11 protein-coding genes are annotated in these 14,784 nt (G+C 68.4%); 7 read left to right on the top strand and 4 right to left on the bottom strand.

The window, feature by feature from the left end:
- Nucleotides 1-74: 74 nt before the first annotated feature.
- Nucleotides 75-1,568, bottom strand: a complete 1,494-nt coding sequence (locus tag K2F47_RS33315; RefSeq protein WP_242910070.1) for a CYTH and CHAD domain-containing protein — start codon at nt 1,566-1,568, stop codon at nt 75-77.
- Between the two features lie 173 nt (nt 1,569-1,741).
- Here K2F47_RS33315 and K2F47_RS33310 point away from each other — a divergent pair, with 173 nt between their 5' ends.
- The 4 genes from K2F47_RS33310 to K2F47_RS33295 all read left to right on the top strand — a co-directional run bounded on the left by K2F47_RS33310 (nt 1,742) and on the right by K2F47_RS33295 (nt 6,751).
- Nucleotides 1,742-2,875: an inorganic phosphate transporter gene (locus K2F47_RS33310; RefSeq protein ID WP_242910069.1), complete on the top strand. Its 1,134-nt coding sequence runs from the start codon at nt 1,742-1,744 to the stop codon at nt 2,873-2,875.
- Between the two features lie 26 nt (nt 2,876-2,901).
- Nucleotides 2,902-3,132, top strand: a complete 231-nt coding sequence (locus K2F47_RS33305) for a hypothetical protein (protein WP_242910068.1) — start codon at nt 2,902-2,904, stop codon at nt 3,130-3,132.
- A gap of 894 nt (nt 3,133-4,026) precedes the next feature.
- Nucleotides 4,027-5,505, top strand: a complete 1,479-nt coding sequence (locus K2F47_RS33300; protein WP_242910067.1) for a carotenoid oxygenase family protein — start codon at nt 4,027-4,029, stop codon at nt 5,503-5,505.
- 703 nt (nt 5,506-6,208) lie between these two features.
- Nucleotides 6,209-6,751 (top strand): hypothetical protein, encoded by a 543-nt coding sequence (locus K2F47_RS33295; protein ID WP_242910065.1) that lies wholly within the window; start codon nt 6,209-6,211, stop codon nt 6,749-6,751.
- Nucleotides 6,752-7,731: 980 nt separating this feature from the next.
- Here the strand turns inward: K2F47_RS33295 and K2F47_RS33290 are convergent.
- Entirely contained in the window at nt 7,732-8,196 is a 465-nt protein-coding gene (locus tag K2F47_RS33290) for a hypothetical protein (RefSeq protein WP_242910063.1), read from the bottom strand.
- A 1,079-nt stretch (nt 8,197-9,275) separates the two neighbouring features.
- Here K2F47_RS33290 and K2F47_RS33285 point away from each other — a divergent pair.
- Nucleotides 9,276-10,289: an AraC-like ligand-binding domain-containing protein gene (locus tag K2F47_RS33285; protein ID WP_242910062.1), complete on the top strand. Its 1,014-nt coding sequence runs from the start codon at nt 9,276-9,278 to the stop codon at nt 10,287-10,289.
- 515 nt (nt 10,290-10,804) lie between these two features.
- On the opposite strand, the gene K2F47_RS33280 is transcribed toward K2F47_RS33285, so the two are convergent.
- Nucleotides 10,805-11,329 carry a hypothetical protein gene (locus K2F47_RS33280; protein ID WP_242910060.1) on the bottom strand — a complete coding sequence of 175 codons (525 nt, stop codon included), beginning with the start codon at nt 11,327-11,329 and terminating at the stop codon, nt 10,805-10,807.
- A gap of 168 nt (nt 11,330-11,497) precedes the next feature.
- Between K2F47_RS33280 and K2F47_RS33275 the strand changes: the two genes are divergently transcribed.
- Nucleotides 11,498-12,970, top strand: a complete 1,473-nt coding sequence (locus tag K2F47_RS33275) for a CehA/McbA family metallohydrolase (protein WP_242910059.1) — start codon at nt 11,498-11,500, stop codon at nt 12,968-12,970.
- A gap of 63 nt (nt 12,971-13,033) precedes the next feature.
- On the opposite strand, the gene K2F47_RS41050 is transcribed toward K2F47_RS33275, so the two are convergent.
- The gene (locus K2F47_RS41050) at nt 13,034-13,801 is read right to left on the bottom strand and encodes an SDR family oxidoreductase (RefSeq protein WP_272497809.1); all 768 of its coding nucleotides are present in this window, start codon (nt 13,799-13,801) and stop codon (nt 13,034-13,036) included.
- A gap of 71 nt (nt 13,802-13,872) precedes the next feature.
- Between K2F47_RS41050 and K2F47_RS33265 the strand changes: the two genes are divergently transcribed.
- Entirely contained in the window at nt 13,873-14,751 is an 879-nt protein-coding gene (locus tag K2F47_RS33265; RefSeq protein ID WP_242910058.1) for a sigma-70 family RNA polymerase sigma factor, read from the top strand.
- Nucleotides 14,752-14,784: the final 33 nt, after the last annotated feature.

The raw sequence follows: 14,784 nt of genomic DNA, 5'->3' as shown, positions 1-14,784 counted from the left end.
AGACGAAGTCTGCAACGGCCTCCCCGAGCACTAGTAATTCCGGAATAGGCCCGGCAGAAGGGTGAACGGTGCGGCTACAGGCGCTTGACGAGTTTGGGGTCGGCCGCCTTCCGCCAGGTGGCGGAGAGGTCGGTCAAGGGGTCGCTGTATCGCTGGAGTGTGGTCAGCGCCCCCAGCGTGTAGGCGTCAGAGGTGCCGCCGGGCTCGGGGGCCATCTGCTCCAGGTGCCTGGCGGCGACGATCCTGTCCTGGTTGGCACCGAGGACGTCCTGCAGCTTCTCGGCACGCCGGGCGATCTTGGCGGCCCGCTTGCCGAGGACGGGTTCAGCCGCCTCGGCGGTGTGGCGGAGTCGCTTGGCGGCCTTGCGGGTCTTGTGAAGGGCGGCGTCCCGCTCACCGCCCTGCGGCGCCTTCTCCGCTTCCCGGTAGGCGTCGGTCATCTTGCGCCGAGCCCTGGCCACGATCTTGCGCTGCTGCTTGCGCGCCGCCTTGTGCGCCTTGCGGTGGACGGGCGGGTCGGTGACCATCGCGTCGATGCGATCCAGCAGGGCCAGATAGCGCTGGCTGCGCAGGACGCCGCGCAGCCGCTCGCGGGCCTGTAGTTCCTGGTGCTCCATCTCCAGCATCCAGCCCGGCTCGGGGAGATCCTCCGGCAGATCGGCGAGCTGGGTGTGGAACCGGCTCCGGAGCACCTCCAGGTCGCGGACCTCGCCGAGCACGTCGGACAGCCACTTGAGCTCGGCGTCCAGGGGCGTGACGCGCGACTGGTCCAGCACCTTGCGGTGGGTGCGCAGGATGCTCCGGAACCGGCGGATCGAGGTACGCATCTTGTGCACCGAGTCGTCGTCGTGATCGGCGAGCCGTACCCGGGGGTCGTAGGACAGCATGCGCGCGGCCTGTGCGCTCAGGTAGGCGGACATCACCTGGGCCGTGCTGCGCATCTCGGCGGGATGGCCGCCGGGTGCGGCGTCGGCGCCCAGCACGATCGCCAACTTGCTCGGCGCCTGACTGGCCCGCGCGCCCGATCCGGTCAGGCGCTCGCCGACGGCGTCGAGCACGTCCTCTCCTCCTTCGACGAGCTCGACCTCCAGTTCGCGCCAGGTGACCACGTCCTCGTCACGCGGCTCCAGCCGGACGCCGGTGACCTTGTCGTCGACGAGCTGGGCCAGCACCGCGCCGTTCCGGCCGAGCAGCGGGCGCTCGGTGCGGTCGGTGCGGATCTCGGCCACCGCCACCAGCGGGCGACCGCGGGTGTGGGCGAGGAGCAGGCCGGCCAGTTCGGCGGGCGGCGGGCTTGCGGGCTCTCCGGCCGGCACCTGGATCTCGTGGCGCCCGTCCTTGGTGCTGGGGAGTTTGAGGTGCCAGCCGTCGTCGGTGCCGCCCGTACGGCGCCGCAGGGTGATGCCGCGGCGTGCCAGCCGCAGGTCGGCGGTGTCGTAGTAGTGGGCGGTGAGGGTGAGGGTTCGGGGTTCGGCGGCTGCGCTCAGCCCGGGTACCTCCCGCAGGTCCGGAAGGCTGTAACCGCTGCCGACCTTGTACTTGCGTTCGACCTCCACATGGGCCGCCACTTTTATCCTCCTTTGCGAAAACTTGTCGTCTTCCCCTACCCGCGCTCTTCGTTCTACGCGTGCTTCGGGACGGCGGCGCCCTCGCAGGCGGCCCGAGAGCGGCCCACCGCCATTCACGGCCGGTTCACCCGCGCGGCCTACGGTCAACGGCACTCCTCCCGAAGGTGCGGCTCATGGACCACATCACGTTCCTGGTCGTCGTCGTGATCGTCACGGCGCTCGTCTTCGACTTCACCAACGGCTTCCACGACACCGCCAACGCGATGGCCACCTCCATCGCCACCGGGGCGCTGCGTCCCAAGGTCGCGGTCGCCGTTTCCGGATTGCTCAACCTGGTGGGGGCGTTCCTGTCGACCGAGGTGGCCAAGACCGTCTCCGACGGGATCGTCGACGACCGGCTCGTCAGCCCGGCGATGGTGTTCGCCGGACTGATCGGAGCCATCGTGTGGAATCTGCTGACCTGGCTGTTCGGGCTGCCGTCCAGCTCGTCCCACGCCCTGTTCGGCGGACTGATCGGAGCGGTGTGGTTCAGCGCCGGCTCGTCCGGCGTGCACTTCGACACCGTCGCCGAGAAGATCATCGTCCCGGCCGTGGCGGCCCCCTTCGTGGCCGGCCTGGTCGCGATGACCGCGACCTACCTCGCCTACCGGATCACCGCCAACGGCCGCGAGGACACCGTCCGCGACGGCTTCCGGCTGGGGCAGATCGCCTCGGCCTCCCTGGTCTCCCTCGCACACGGCACCAACGACGCCCAGAAGACGATGGGCGTCATCACGCTGACGCTCATCTCGGCCGGCGCACTGGGCCCCGGGTCCAGCCCGCCGCTCTGGGTGGTCACCGCGGCCGGGACTGCGATCGCGCTCGGCACCTACATCGGCGGCTGGCGCATCATCCGGACGATGGGCAAGGGCATCACCGACGTCCGCGCACCGCAGGGGTTCGCCGCCGAATCGAGTTCCACCGCGGTCATCCTCGCCTCCTCCCACCTGGGCTTCGCCTTGTCGACGACCCAGGTGTGCTCCGGCGCGATTCTCGGCTCGGGAATCGGCCGGAGGATCGCCGAGGTGCGTTGGACGGTCGCCGGGCGGATGGCCGTGGCCTGGCTGCTGACACTCCCGGCCGCCGCGGCCGTCGGAGCCCTGGCCGCGTCCGTGGCCACCCACGGCGACGCGGGCGTCCTCATCGCCACGATCGTCGCGGTCGCCTTCGCGGCAGGCGTCTACACCGCCTCCCGTCGCGATCCCGTGCACTCCTCAAACGTCAATGACACGCCGGAACGCTTCTCCGAACTTCCCGCCGCTTCCTGAGCCGGCCCTCTTTCCGAGAGGAACGCATGGACGTCAAATGGGCCTCGCTCGGCCAGGTCCTCCTCGTCAGTCTCGGCGCCACGGTGGCCGTGGTGGTCATCTTCTCCCTGGGCGTGCTCGCTGCATCCGCCCGCCGCACGGCCCAGTCGAACGCTCGCCCGGACACCGGGCCCGCCGCCGCGGCCGCCTTGTGCTTCGCCGCCTGCACCGTCATCGTGCTCTACGGGATCTACCTCATCGTCCCCCAGTTCCACTGACCCGCGCCGCCTACGGCTCCGGGCATCTCGGCCATCCGCCCAGTGGCCGCGACAGTGAGCCACAGCGACCCCGTGACCGGCCCGCATCGGGACCCGCCGCGTCGCCCGCGCCCCATGAGGCATTCCCGTTCCGCTCGGGTTGCGGGGCTCTGGAGCGCCCCGCCCAGCTCGCAGGCCCGGGTGCGTACTTTCCGAGCGACCTCGTCCAGGTCCTCTCGGGCCTCGGCGAGCGCGACGTCCAGGTCCGGCTCCAGGCTGCCGGTCGGGCCGGCCGGAGCGATCGCCACGGCCCGCGGTCGCCACTTGCGGGCTCGCGCTGGGATTGACCGGGCGATCCACGCCGTGCCCAATTCCGCGGCATCGCCCTCGTCCGCAATCTGGCGATGACGCGGCTGCCCCGGCCCCTAGTCGATAGATCACCGCCGCCACGCCTGACGGCGCATCCCACCATTACGGGACAACCTTTAGCGCAGACGGGTGAGATCCCGCTTCACGCGCGCTCCGAGGGCTGCTGGACGGCCGACAGATTGTGGGCATGGTGCTGAGCTACCTGCGGTTCGGGCGAGCTTTCAGCAGGTTCAGGCGACCGCCTGGCCCTGAGGGCGGCCAGAGGTCAACGGAAGGAGAGCGAGCGTGGTTGGTCGCCAGCGTAGATCGTCCGTTTGTCCACCCGGCTTCTTCGGCGATCGCGTCGGTGATCCGAGTGAACCCCTTCCAGGACGGCTTTAGCACGGCGTTGCAGGTCACCTTGTGGAGCGCTCGCCTCGGTGGCGCGGGTTCGGGTGATCACGCGGAGCGACTCCAGGCGAAACGAGACGACTCGTCTTGACCCGGGTTTGCCTTGGAGCTAGCCTCCAGAGGAACGAGACAATACGTCTCGTCTCTTGGAGGTGCATGATGTCCCAACAGATGTCCCGCCGCCAGGCGCTGGTCACCGGTATAGCCGCAGGTACAGTGCTCGGAACCGCCGCGATCGGTGCGGCACCGGCCATGGCGGCCCAGCCCACCCCACGCAAACGCGGCAGCGGCAACCCCTTCCTCGAAGGCGGATTCGCGCCGGTTCCGTTCGAGGTGACAGCGTTCGACTTGTCGGTCACCGGCACGATCCCCGAGGAGCTGACCGGCCGCCTGCTGCGAAATGGCCCCAACGTGTTCGGACTGGAAGACCCGCTCGCCCACCATTGGCTGGCCGGCGACGGAATGGTCCACGGGGTACAGCTCCGCGACGGCAAAGCCGAGTGGTACCAAAGCCGCTGGGTCCGAGCGAAGGGCACTGCCGAAAAACTCGGCGAGCCGGTACGCGGAGTCCCCGCCGACACCGATTTCCCCTCGAACATCAACGTGATCGGATTCCGCGGCAAGACCCTCGCGCTACAAGAGGGCACCGCCCGTCCACAAGAACTCACCGACGAGCTCTACACGGTCGGCCCATGTGACTTCAACGGGACGTGGGCCGGAACCATGTCGGCCCATACCAAGCTCGACCCGGACACCGGCGAACTGCACTCGGTGAGCTACGACGAGAGCACCGACTACGTCCAGTACGTCGTGATCAGCGCGGCCGGCAAGGTCAGGTCGACCCGTGCCATCCCCATGGGTGGGACGCTCCTGATGCACGATTTCGCGCTCACCGAAAAATACGTCGTCCTCTACGACCAGCCGATCACATTCGACCCGGACGCCATGAATCACGGGCAGAAGATCCCCTGGGTCTGGGACACCAAGCGTCCCAGCCGGGTCGGATATTTCCCCCGCGCCGGGGGAGCGGTCTCCTGGATCACCGTGCCCCCCTCCTACATTTCGCACACGCTCAACTCCTATGACGACGGCGGTGAGATCGTGGTCGACTTCGTGGAGTTCCCCGCGCCGTTCAGCGCCGACCGGTTGTCGACCAGCGCGCCGCCGTCGCTGGTGCGCTGGACGATCGACCGGGCTCGCGGCCGCGTCCGCCGGACCCAGCTCGATGATCGGCCGCAGGAGTTCCCCCGGGTCCCGGACGCACAGGTCAGCCGTAAGCACCGGTACGGCTACACCGCCGCGACCGCCGACTTCCTCAAGGCCTACGGGCACGGCTCGACCCCCGACTCGGCGTTCAGCAACGGCCTGGTCAAGCACGACCTGATCACTGGACGGTCGCAGTTCCACCGGTTCCCGCGGCACGCGAGCGCAAGCGAGGCGGTCTTCGTCCCGCGCTCGGGCGCCCGCGCCGAGGACGACGGCTACGTCCTGTCGTATGTCCACAATCCCGACCGAAACGCCTCGGACCTGGTGATCCTGTCGGCGCAGGACTTCACCGGTGAACCGATCGCCCAGATCCATCTGCCAAGCCGAATCCCGCTCGGATTGCACGCAAGCTGGATCGCCGGCACCTGAGAAAGCGTCGTGCGGAGACGATCGCGTTGCCGTTCCCGCTCGCTACGGACGACTCCACGGCCCCGGCGTCACCGACACCCCGAGGGCGGCCGGTTCTAGCGCCGACCCATCGTCGGCGCTCCGGCCGCCGCAGGCCGGCCAGGACGTTGTCGAAGCGGGCGGCAGCCTGCCCTACCAGCGGGACGAGGAATCCCGGTCGTAGAGGTGTTGCTGCTGGAATGATGCTGGCCATGCCTCGGCCGCTATTTGTGCCAGCCGCACGACAGGGGTGTCGTTTCGCGGCTCCGGCTAGGGCAGGCTGTTGCAAATGTAGCTGCGAATCCCTCAGGCCAGTGGCGGTGGCGGGGTGTACGCGACGACGGGCGGGTCCGCGCCGAACTGATCGACCGGACGGAGATGGGAGAACTCCACTTCAGCCGCTGCACCGGCAAGCGCTGGACCTGGGACAACCTCTACATCGAGCCCCGCGCGAGACGGCTACTGGGTATCAGGCTCTCTGTGAACCGAGACTGGGGGGCCAGCGGCATCCGCCGTCCACGCCGTCGACATGGTGGTCGTACGCCTCCCACCCAACTGTGGGCCCGCCTTTATCGGTAACCCTGAAGAGCTCGCCGCCCACGGAGCGACTGGTTGAACGACAAGCTCAGTTTGTCGTTTGCCCTTGCTGCTGTGTGGGTGTTGGTCGTCGCGGTAGCGTGCGCGGGTGTCTTCGACGTCCGGTGTGGTCCAACGGTTTGTTGTCCTTGCTGATCATGGGCAGTTCTATCTGCAGGATCTCGATGCTCATGGGGCCTGGATGAGCGCTCATGGCACGGATCCCGATCTGGTTCCCGCCGGCTGGACGCAGGAGGCCAACCAGATTCACCGGATCGGTATCGAACCGCACTCGATCGCGGTGGGCACGGCGCGCAGCGACGTCGTGGAAGCGATGGTGTGTGCGCATCTGACCGCGCCGGTTGCGGATCTGGACGATGCCGAGCACGTCGTCGAGGCTGACCTCGATCTGCCCAACGGTGTCCTGGCCGTCTATGGCCCGGCCGACGATGTCGGAACCGAACGACGGATCCAGGTCGGTCCGGGGCGATATCGCGCGCGTGTGTCGTATCTACCTGCCGATGCGCCCGAGGTAGGGAGCAACGATGCCGAACCCGGCGAGCATTTCCTCTATCGGATCGATATGTGGCCAGCGGGTGAACTGACCGGCCTCGTGGTGGTGAAGCAGGGCCCCAACCCTTGGGCGGGCTGAGTGCCATCAAGCCGAGCGCCGCGGCTTGGTCAGGCGGCGCGGCGGGTGAGCCGGGGACGCAGCCGGTCGAAGGCGGTGGCGATCGCGGTGCCGTAGCGGCTGTCTGGAATGGGACGGCGCAGCACGCGATCGGAGCGCATCCGGCCGAGCACCTCCACCGGCAGGCAGGGCGCCCGAGGAGGGGAAGGCGATACGGCGCACCTGGTCTCGCCCCGTCGGCAGCTCTGTTTCGGACAGCGGGTATTCAACGCCGCTGATGTCCGACGTCCCGCAATGGCAGCCGGCGCCAGCCCCGGTGGTGACGGCCGTGCGCGGGCCGAAGGCCCAGGCAATGGCGGCCGACCTTGCGGACACCGTCACCTTCGCACTGAAGCCGGGCGTGGACGGTCTGCACGAGTACCGGCCGAACGGCTACGCCCGTGTTCCTGCTCACCACCAACGACGAGGGCACCGCGGAAGGGCCTTCTGCTGCCCGGCGCTATTTCGTTCATATCCGCCCGCGTCCAGGAACGGCTCATGCCGGAAACCCCCTACTGGGACGCCCTTACCCGTGACGCCCCGAACCGACCGGCCTGCTACGACCCGGGCAGTTGGACGAGGCGACCGGCGAGGCGTTCTTCGCATGCTCCCTCGCCAACTTGCCGCGCCGAGCGCCCAACGGGGAGAGCGTCCACCTGATCGGTGTCACACCGGTTCGGCCGCCGTCCTCGCCTTGGACGGAAAAGGCGGCGCGACCGCCAAACCGGACCGTCGCGGGGGCGGGCTACGGCGTTGCCGCGCGTTGGGCGTCAGGTCAGTGCGCTCGGCGACGTTCGGGTACGGCAGGCGCTGAACCATGAGATCGACCGGAGGGCATTGTCGAAAGCGCTTTCGGAGCCGAGGGCCCCGCGTGCCCAGATGTGTCAGGCCCCCACTGGTGGGAGTAGGGTGGCCTGCCGATGTTTATCTCGAGCCCGGCGATTTGCTCGCCACCGAAGCCTCTAAGCGAACCAGGGATCTTCGGGGAAAACCTGAGTAAGGCGCTCGCGGACGATCTGGCGGACCTCGGCGCTGCCGTGCTGCACGATCGGGTCCCAGCAGTATTCTCTGACCGCCGGATGACGGGATGCGTCCGGGCACATCAGAACCGCGATGACCCGGACAGGCCAAACGAGGGGAGCTATGTCCCCGTTGACCAGCAAGGTCCGCAGACTTCTCCCGGCGGGTAACGTCGAGGCGATGCCGTCGAGCAGGTACCTCCAAGACGACTGCACCGCCATCTCTCTTGCTCCTGCACGGCGCAACTCATCTGTCAGGGGTTGCGTGCTTCTCAGGCGAAGAGCGTCCTCCACTGAACGGAACATCCGATCCCGCAATTGCTCATACTGGGTGATGGCATGAGCGATCTGAGCGAGCAACTCGCACCAGAAGTGGGTACTGCGCGCCCATCCCTGGAATTCTCGCATTCGACGAGACCCGAGGTGAGCCGAGAGGCCGCGTAAGACCAGGCCGCCCTCAGAGGTTCCCGGTGGGGCCTCGAAAGCCCTTTCATCCGCCCTCCTGGCGCACGCTCGCAACGCCCCATCGCGGTACAGCCAGTAGACGACGTCCGCTCTTGCGCAACCGATCGCGGCCTGCTTCGGGCTCACTCTTGGTGGCCTTGAAATCCAATTCTGTTCCTGCTCCGCAACATATTCTTGGACGCGTTCCTCGGGGCCATCCGCGATTTCGAACGCCCCTTGGCGACCGTGCCTTGCGCCGCCGCACTCGCACGTGCATCCGGGCAGACCAGCCTGAGCGCAGCTGCTGTTGTGGGTCATGCTCTCCTCCTCGACCAAGAGAGGAGCAGATTATTTATGGCGACTCCGCAGCAGTAAATACCTGCCGAGGGAGCAAATCGATCACCTTGCGGCGTGACCTCTGCGCCAATCCCCGTAGCGCGGGACGGGTGTGCGGGTCGGCCTTGCCCCATAACTGGCAAGGCCGGGCTCCGGATCTGACCTTCGGAACACGTTCGGGAGAACACCGTCGGATGGGACGGGCGGCTCGCGCCGTGGCACCGGGACGCCGCCACCGTGAAGCCGGACCGTCGACCGAGCCTGCGGACATCACCGTCGGACCGTGCCAACCGGGTGCTGGCTCATCAACCAGGGATGCCGTGCTCGTTCAGAGTTGCTGCCCGCCAGCCAGCGGTGAGGCGTGAACGGTAGACCGCGTGCAGATCTGCGCAGGCGAGCAGCTGGGCCGGGGAGTGGGCAAGGAGACCATTCCTCCGATCCTCCTGTGATCAGGGTTCTCAGCCTCCTTCTCGTTCGGGGGGCGGGAGTGCGAAGTGTCTCCTTGGTGGTGAGACGGGGGCGCGCTCGCCGCTGCCGCCTAGCACGCAGAACTCCTGGGAAGCGCCTAAATCACCCGGCCCCGCACCAGTTCCAGACCTCCGCAACTTCCTGCACGAAATATGGTGCGACACCCATGGCGGAAGTCATTATGATGAGTGATCGCACCCCGCGCACTTGTAAGTCATTCGTGCGATGAGGTGTATCGGGTGGCCGAATCAATTTTCTCGACCGAGCATCTTCCTGTGGCGGATCGTCTTGCCTGCTGGCGCGAGTTGATGGCAAAGGCGCTGGTGCCGGCATCGATCTGTAGCGACGACCCCGATTTTCGGGCCAAAGCGCGGCTCGCCGACCTTGGGGTGGCGCAGCTGACCAGTATTTCTTATCCAGCATTAACCGTGTGTCGAACGCCGAAATTGATCCGGCAGTCCGATCCCGAGCAGTACCAGGCCTGTCTGACGGTACGGGGCGGCATGCGGCTGGACCACCTGGCCAGGACGGCGATACTTCATGGCGGCGACTTGGTCGTCTACGATTCTTCTCGCCCATTTCAGGCGCAACCCACTTCCGGCGAGGGCACGGTGGAGCACATTGTCGTGCAGTTCCCGAAGGCCCTGTGTCCGTTGCCGGAAAAGGAGATCACCCGCCTCATCGCGGTGGGTCTGCCGGGCCGCGACGGGCTCGGACGTCTGCTGTCGCGGTACCTGCGTGAGCTTGCCCTCGGCCAATCCGATCGTTCTCCGGCGGACTCCTCCCGCCTGGCGGCCATCACTGTCGACCTGGTGATGGCTCGGTTGGCACACGAATTGGAAGCCGAACGGTCACTGCTCCCCGAGGGTCGCCAGCAAGCCCTGCTGGCGAGGATTCACGACTTCATCGCACGGCGGCTACCAGACCCCCGACTCACCCCCGAAAATGTCGCCGACGCCCACCAGATCTCCCTGCGTTATTTGTACAAGCTCTTCCAGGCCGAGGGTCTCACGGTCGCTGGATGGATACGCAACCAGCGCCTGGAACGCTGCCGCCGCGACCTGGCCGATCCCCGGCTGCGCGAGCGTTCCATCAACGCGATAGCCACCCGCTGGGGATTCGGCGACGCAGCCCACTTCAGCCGTCTGTTCCGCGCGACCTACGGCCTGCCGCCACGCGACTACCGCCACCTCGCTCACAGCGAGGGCATGCGCGAACGTCCAACATCAGTACACCGAAGATCAACGACGTAAGCCTCGCCCGCCCCGCACGATGAGTGCCGTGCGCCAGAGCATGGTCGGTCGCCGAGCTGTCGGGTAACCGGTTCCAGCCGGAGGGTGATTTCATCAATCGTACGAACTGCACCCTCGTCTTCTCGTGGGCCATTCAGCAGAAGGTCAACGGCGGATGGATCACCTGTGCGCAGGACGCGAACGGCAGGCTCGGTCCCAACGCCTCCTGGACGGGGGCATGCAGCTGGCGCGATCGCCCCGCCACCGTCCGCACCCTCGTGAGCAACGTCCGGGGCTGACGGGCCGCGGATGAAACGGCCACAGCCGCCGTTCGGGCCGGCGCGCGATCCTGCCGTCGTACACACGATTACGGGCTAGCGCTCGTCTACGCCCCGAGCATTTCGACGGTGCCACCAGGGCAGCGGTTATTCCACCGCTCTGGTGGCATCGCTGCGCTGGGGCGCGCTCACCGGTTCCGGCGTTCGGGTGGCCAGGGTGCGGGGAGAATGGAGCCTGGTGCTGACAGTGGGCGGGGGTCAGGGGTCGGCGAAGGCCAGCAGGGTCACGGTGGCGTCGGCGCCGATTCCGATGACCGCTCGGTCGAACTCGTGTCCGGTCACCGGATTCGACGAGAAGCCGTCGGAGAAGTCGCCGTGCTCCCAGCACCAGGTGGAATAGCTGACGTTGGTCCACCAGCGGGTTTGTGGGCCGAGGGTCTGCACGACCCGGTCCAGGACGGCTTGGGCGGCCTCGATGCTCCACGGCCCTCTGGACGCCCCCATGTGAGCGAGGTCGGTGGTGCAGGTCTGCACGAGGAACGGAACCATCTGAGCCGCCGTGACCGGTAGTTCACACAGTGCGGTGGCCAATCCCTGCACGGTTTTAGGTATTCCAGGTAGGTCGTACTCGCCGCGATCGAAGTCCGGGGCGAACAGGATCGGATGCAGTAGTTCGGCAGGGGAACGAGCAGGATCTTCCCCCACCTGGACACGGATAAAAAAGCGGCCGTCGGCCGTGCTCAGCGGTTCGAGCAGTGCGGCGATCTCCAGGACTGTATCCACAAGCCCAAGTCCTACCATCAGCTGTCGGGAAGGCGCAGGTTCAAAGAGGGCATGGATTGGGGGTCGCAATTGCTGGCCTGGGGCCTCCCTCCTATTCACCCTTGATACCCGTACTGGTCACGTGGGGGTGGCTGACTTCGTGTGTCCATGGGTGAACGGGAGGTCGGCGTGAATCAGTGGAGCAGGCGTGGTCTTCTGGCCGCCGGAGGTGTCGTCGCGGCGGCGAACCTGTTGCCGGGGGTGGCGTTCGCCGGACAGGTCGAAGGGGAGAGGACCCGGACGGTCACCGGTCGTTTCCCGCCGAGCATCGACGACTGGTTCTACCTGCCGGTGGAAGTGCCGCACGGGGTCAACGAGATCGAGGTGGTCTACTCCTACGACAGGCCCTCGGTTCCGGCGGGGACGCGCGGGAACGCCTGCGACATCGGGATCTTCGGGCCGGAAGGGCATGAGCTGGGCAACGCCCGCGGCTTCCGCGGTTGGTCCGGAGGGTTCCGGGACCGCTTCACCATCAGCGCGTCCAGCGCCACCCCGGGCTATCTGGCCGGGCCGATCAGGCGGGGCACCTGGCATGTCATCCTCGGCCCCTACACGGTGGCTCCGCAGGGCATGGCCTACCGCGTCGACGTCACGCTGCGGTTCGGGCCGTCCGGCGCGCCCTTCGAACCCGAGCCGGCTCCCCAAAGCGCCCCGGCCCGGGACCGTGGCCGCTCGTGGTACCGCGGCGACTGCCATCTGCACACCGTCCACTCGGACGGCCGCCGGACGCCCGAGGAGCTCGTCGCCGCCGCGCGTGGCGCCGGACTGGACTTCATCACCTCCACCGAGCACAACACCTCCTCGGCGTCCCTGCAATGGGGCCGGCACGCCACCGACGATCTGCTGATCCTCAACGGTGAGGAGGTCACCACGCGTTCCGGGCACTGGCCCGCCATCGGCCTGCCCGCCGGGATGTGGGTCGACTGGCGCTACCGGGCCGGGGACTCGCGGGACTTCCGGCGCTTCGTCCAGCAGGTCCATAGGGCGGGCGGGCTGGTCACCGCCGCGCATCCCTTCGCCAGCTGTTTCGGCTGTAGTTATGAGTTCGCCTATGAACTGGCGGACCTGGTCGAGGTGTGGAACCAGGACTGGAGCGCGGAGGAGGAAGCGGCGCTCAACCACTGGGACGGCCTGCTGCGCTCGGGCCGATGGATTCCGGCGATCGGCAACTCCGACGCGCACAGCCCGCAGAACACCGTTGGGTCCCCGCAGACCGTGGTGTTCGCCGATCGGCTGCGCCGCGACGCCCTGATGGAAGGTTTGCGTGCGGGGCGTTCCTGGCTGGCCGAATCGTCCAAGGTGAATCTGAGCTTCACCGCCACGGACGGCAGGCGGACCGTGGGGATCGGTGACCGCCTGCGCGCGAGCACCGGAACCCCGGTCACCTTCCAGCTCGCGGTCAGCGGTGTGCCGGGCACCACGGTTCGGCTTCTGGACCAGGTGGGGCAGCAGCACGCCGGGGACGTCCCCGAGGCGGGGACCACCACCGCGCGTTGGACGGCCTATCCCCGCTACACCCGCTGGGTTCGCGCGGAGGTGCGCAGGTCCGGCGCGATGGTGGCCATGACCAACCCCATCTTCCTGGACGACCCCGGCAGGTAGGAACACGCGCGGGCGCCCGGGGCACTGGTCGCACGCTCCAGTCGCCGTGCCCAGGGCAGGCGCCTAGGAGCCGGTGGTCTGGGCGGTCAGGAACTCCTCCCAGGTGTGGGTGCCGGCGGGTGCGTCCAGGCTGAGGTTGGCTCCCGACCGGTAGGCCTTGCCGAGTTTGCCGGGGACGTGGACCGGGAGCCTCATCCGGCGCTTGCCCACCGCGGCCAGGTAGCCGCGCTGGAGCTCCTCCAGGGTGTAGACGCGCGGTCCGACCAGGTCGGCGACACGTCCCGCCGGGGCGTCCAGGGCGAGCTCGGCCAGCCGGGCCGCCACATCGCCGGACGCGACCGGCTGCCAGCGGACTCCGCCGGGCGCCGGGAGGACCGGTGCCTTGGCCATCGCCCGCACGGTCTTCAGCGTCAGCTCGTGGAACTGCGCGGCACGCAGGATCGTGTACGGGATGCCGGAGGCGGCCACGATGTCCTCGGCCGCCGCCTTGCGGGCGAAATAGCCGATCGGCACGGCGTCGGCGCCGACGACCGAGATCAGTACCAGGTGCTCCACGGAGCCGGCGCGCTGGGCGGCGTGGACCAGGTTGCGGGTGCTGACGTCATCGCCCTTGGGGCCTCCGGCGAGGTGCAGCACGGTCGACACGCCGTCGAGTGCCGCGTCCAGGCCCTCGCCGGTCATCAGGTCGACCGCCACGTACCGCACGCCGTCCTCGGGGGCCCGTTCGTGCCGGCTCAGCACGCGGACCGGGTGCCCGGCCCGCCGCAGGATCGGAACCACCTGCGCGCCCAGGACGCCCGTGCCGCCGGTGACCAGGATGGTGGAGGACATCGGTCGATCTCCCTCTTGTAGGTTGACGGTGTAACACGGCTACGACCCGGCCCGACGCAGGAACGTGACAGGTGATCCAGGATTCTTCGGCAGAGGACGGCTTCGAGGCCGAGCGCCCCCGGCTGCGGGCGCTGGCCTACCGGATGCTCGGCTCCGCCGCCGAGGCCGACGACGCGGTCCAGGAGGCCTGGCTGCGGTACGACCGCACCGACCTGGCGCCGGTGCGGAACCTGGCGGCCTGGCTGACCACGGTGGTCACCCGGGTCTGCCTCAACCTGCTGAGGGCGCGGGAGAACCGGCGCGAGGAGTCGCTGGAGAGCTTCACCACCGACTGGCTCGGCGCGGCCGACCACGACCGCGTCCCGCAGGAGGAGGCCGAGCTGGCCGACTCGATCGGGCTGGCGCTGCTGGTCGTCCTCGACCGGCTGAGCCCGGCGGAGCGGGTCGCGTTCGTCCTGCACGACATGTTCGACGTGGGCTTCGGCGACATCGCGCACATGATGGAGCGCAACACCGCGGCGGTCCGGCAGCTCGCCAGCCGGGCCCGCGCGAAGATCCGGGGCGGGGCCGAAACGACGACCGCGGACGCGGCCCGCCGCCGCCACGCGGTCCAGGCGTACCTGACGGCGACCCGGACCGGGGACTTCGAGGCGCTGCTGACCCTGCTCGATCCCGAGGTCGAGCTGCGCGCCGATCCGGAGGCCACCGGCGCCGCCGGACCACTCACCCTCCAGGGCGCCCTGGTCGTGGCCAGGAGCGCCCTCGCCTCGGCGCCCCGCGCCCGCTTCACCGTCCCGGCCCTGGTGGACGGCGACCCGGCGCTGGTCATGGCCCCGCTCGGCCGGCTGTGCGTGGTCCTCCGGTTCACTCTCGCCGGCTCCACGATCACCGCCATCGACATCACCGCCGCCCCGAGCCGCCTCCGCGCCTTCGACATCGCCCTGGGCTGACGCACGACCGCCCCGCAGAGCATGACCCAGGCT

The organism is Actinomadura terrae (genome assembly GCF_022751215.1).
GTDB classification, from domain to species: domain Bacteria; phylum Actinomycetota; class Actinomycetes; order Streptosporangiales; family Streptosporangiaceae; genus Spirillospora; species Spirillospora terrae.
Note: the sequence above shows the minus strand (reverse complement) of the source record. Positions and strands in the feature narration are given on the sequence as shown.

Coding starts and splice junctions, on each gene's coding strand:
- K2F47_RS33310 (WP_242910069.1), top strand. CDS start 1,742: ATGGACCACATCACGTTCCTGGTCGTCGTCGTGATCGTCACGGCGCTC.
- K2F47_RS33305 (WP_242910068.1), top strand. CDS start 2,902: ATGGACGTCAAATGGGCCTCGCTCGGCCAGGTCCTCCTCGTCAGTCTC.
- K2F47_RS33300 (WP_242910067.1), top strand. CDS start 4,027: ATGATGTCCCAACAGATGTCCCGCCGCCAGGCGCTGGTCACCGGTATA.
- K2F47_RS33290 (WP_242910063.1), bottom strand. CDS start 8,196: ATGCGAGAATTCCAGGGATGGGCGCGCAGTACCCACTTCTGGTGCGAG.
- K2F47_RS41050 (WP_272497809.1), bottom strand. CDS start 13,801: ATGTCCTCCACCATCCTGGTCACCGGCGGCACGGGCGTCCTGGGCGCG.